Annotated in this window: 1 pseudogene; it reads left to right on the forward strand. The window is 34.4% G+C overall.

The features are described from left to right. Window positions 1–72: 72 nt before the first annotated feature. Window positions 73–398, forward strand: a pseudogene (locus KH893_RS12760) (AbrB/MazE/SpoVT family DNA-binding domain-containing protein); the annotation flags it as partial.

The following is a 398-nucleotide window of genomic DNA, read 5'->3' on the forward strand; positions in this document are numbered from 1 at the left end:
TGCAAATATTTTACGCCATCTGCAGAAATAATTGAGATTATAGGAATTCGTTAATTGAATTAGAATTAAGTAATGAATAAAAACGAGCAGATAAATATCTCGATTCCAAAAAAAGCTTTTGATAAATTATATTTGGATGGCGGAGACAAGATCCAGGCAAGAATTGACCATAATCGAATTATCCTTCAAGCAAAAGAAACAAAAACAGAGGCACAGACGCAATCACTGCGATGGTTTATGGTTCCCGGCCTGTTAGCAGGAATTGTCGCACTGGCTAATTTTTTTCTCCAAAAAACAAGCTACGTTTATTTATCCGGTGCCGACTCAATCAGCCAAATCACAATTTATTTAGCCGCTTTATTTGGATTTATTACTTTTTTAATCGCATTATTGTTCTT

It is taken from the genome of Liquorilactobacillus sicerae (assembly GCF_029916425.1).
GTDB lineage: Bacteria > Bacillota > Bacilli > Lactobacillales > Lactobacillaceae > Liquorilactobacillus > Liquorilactobacillus sicerae.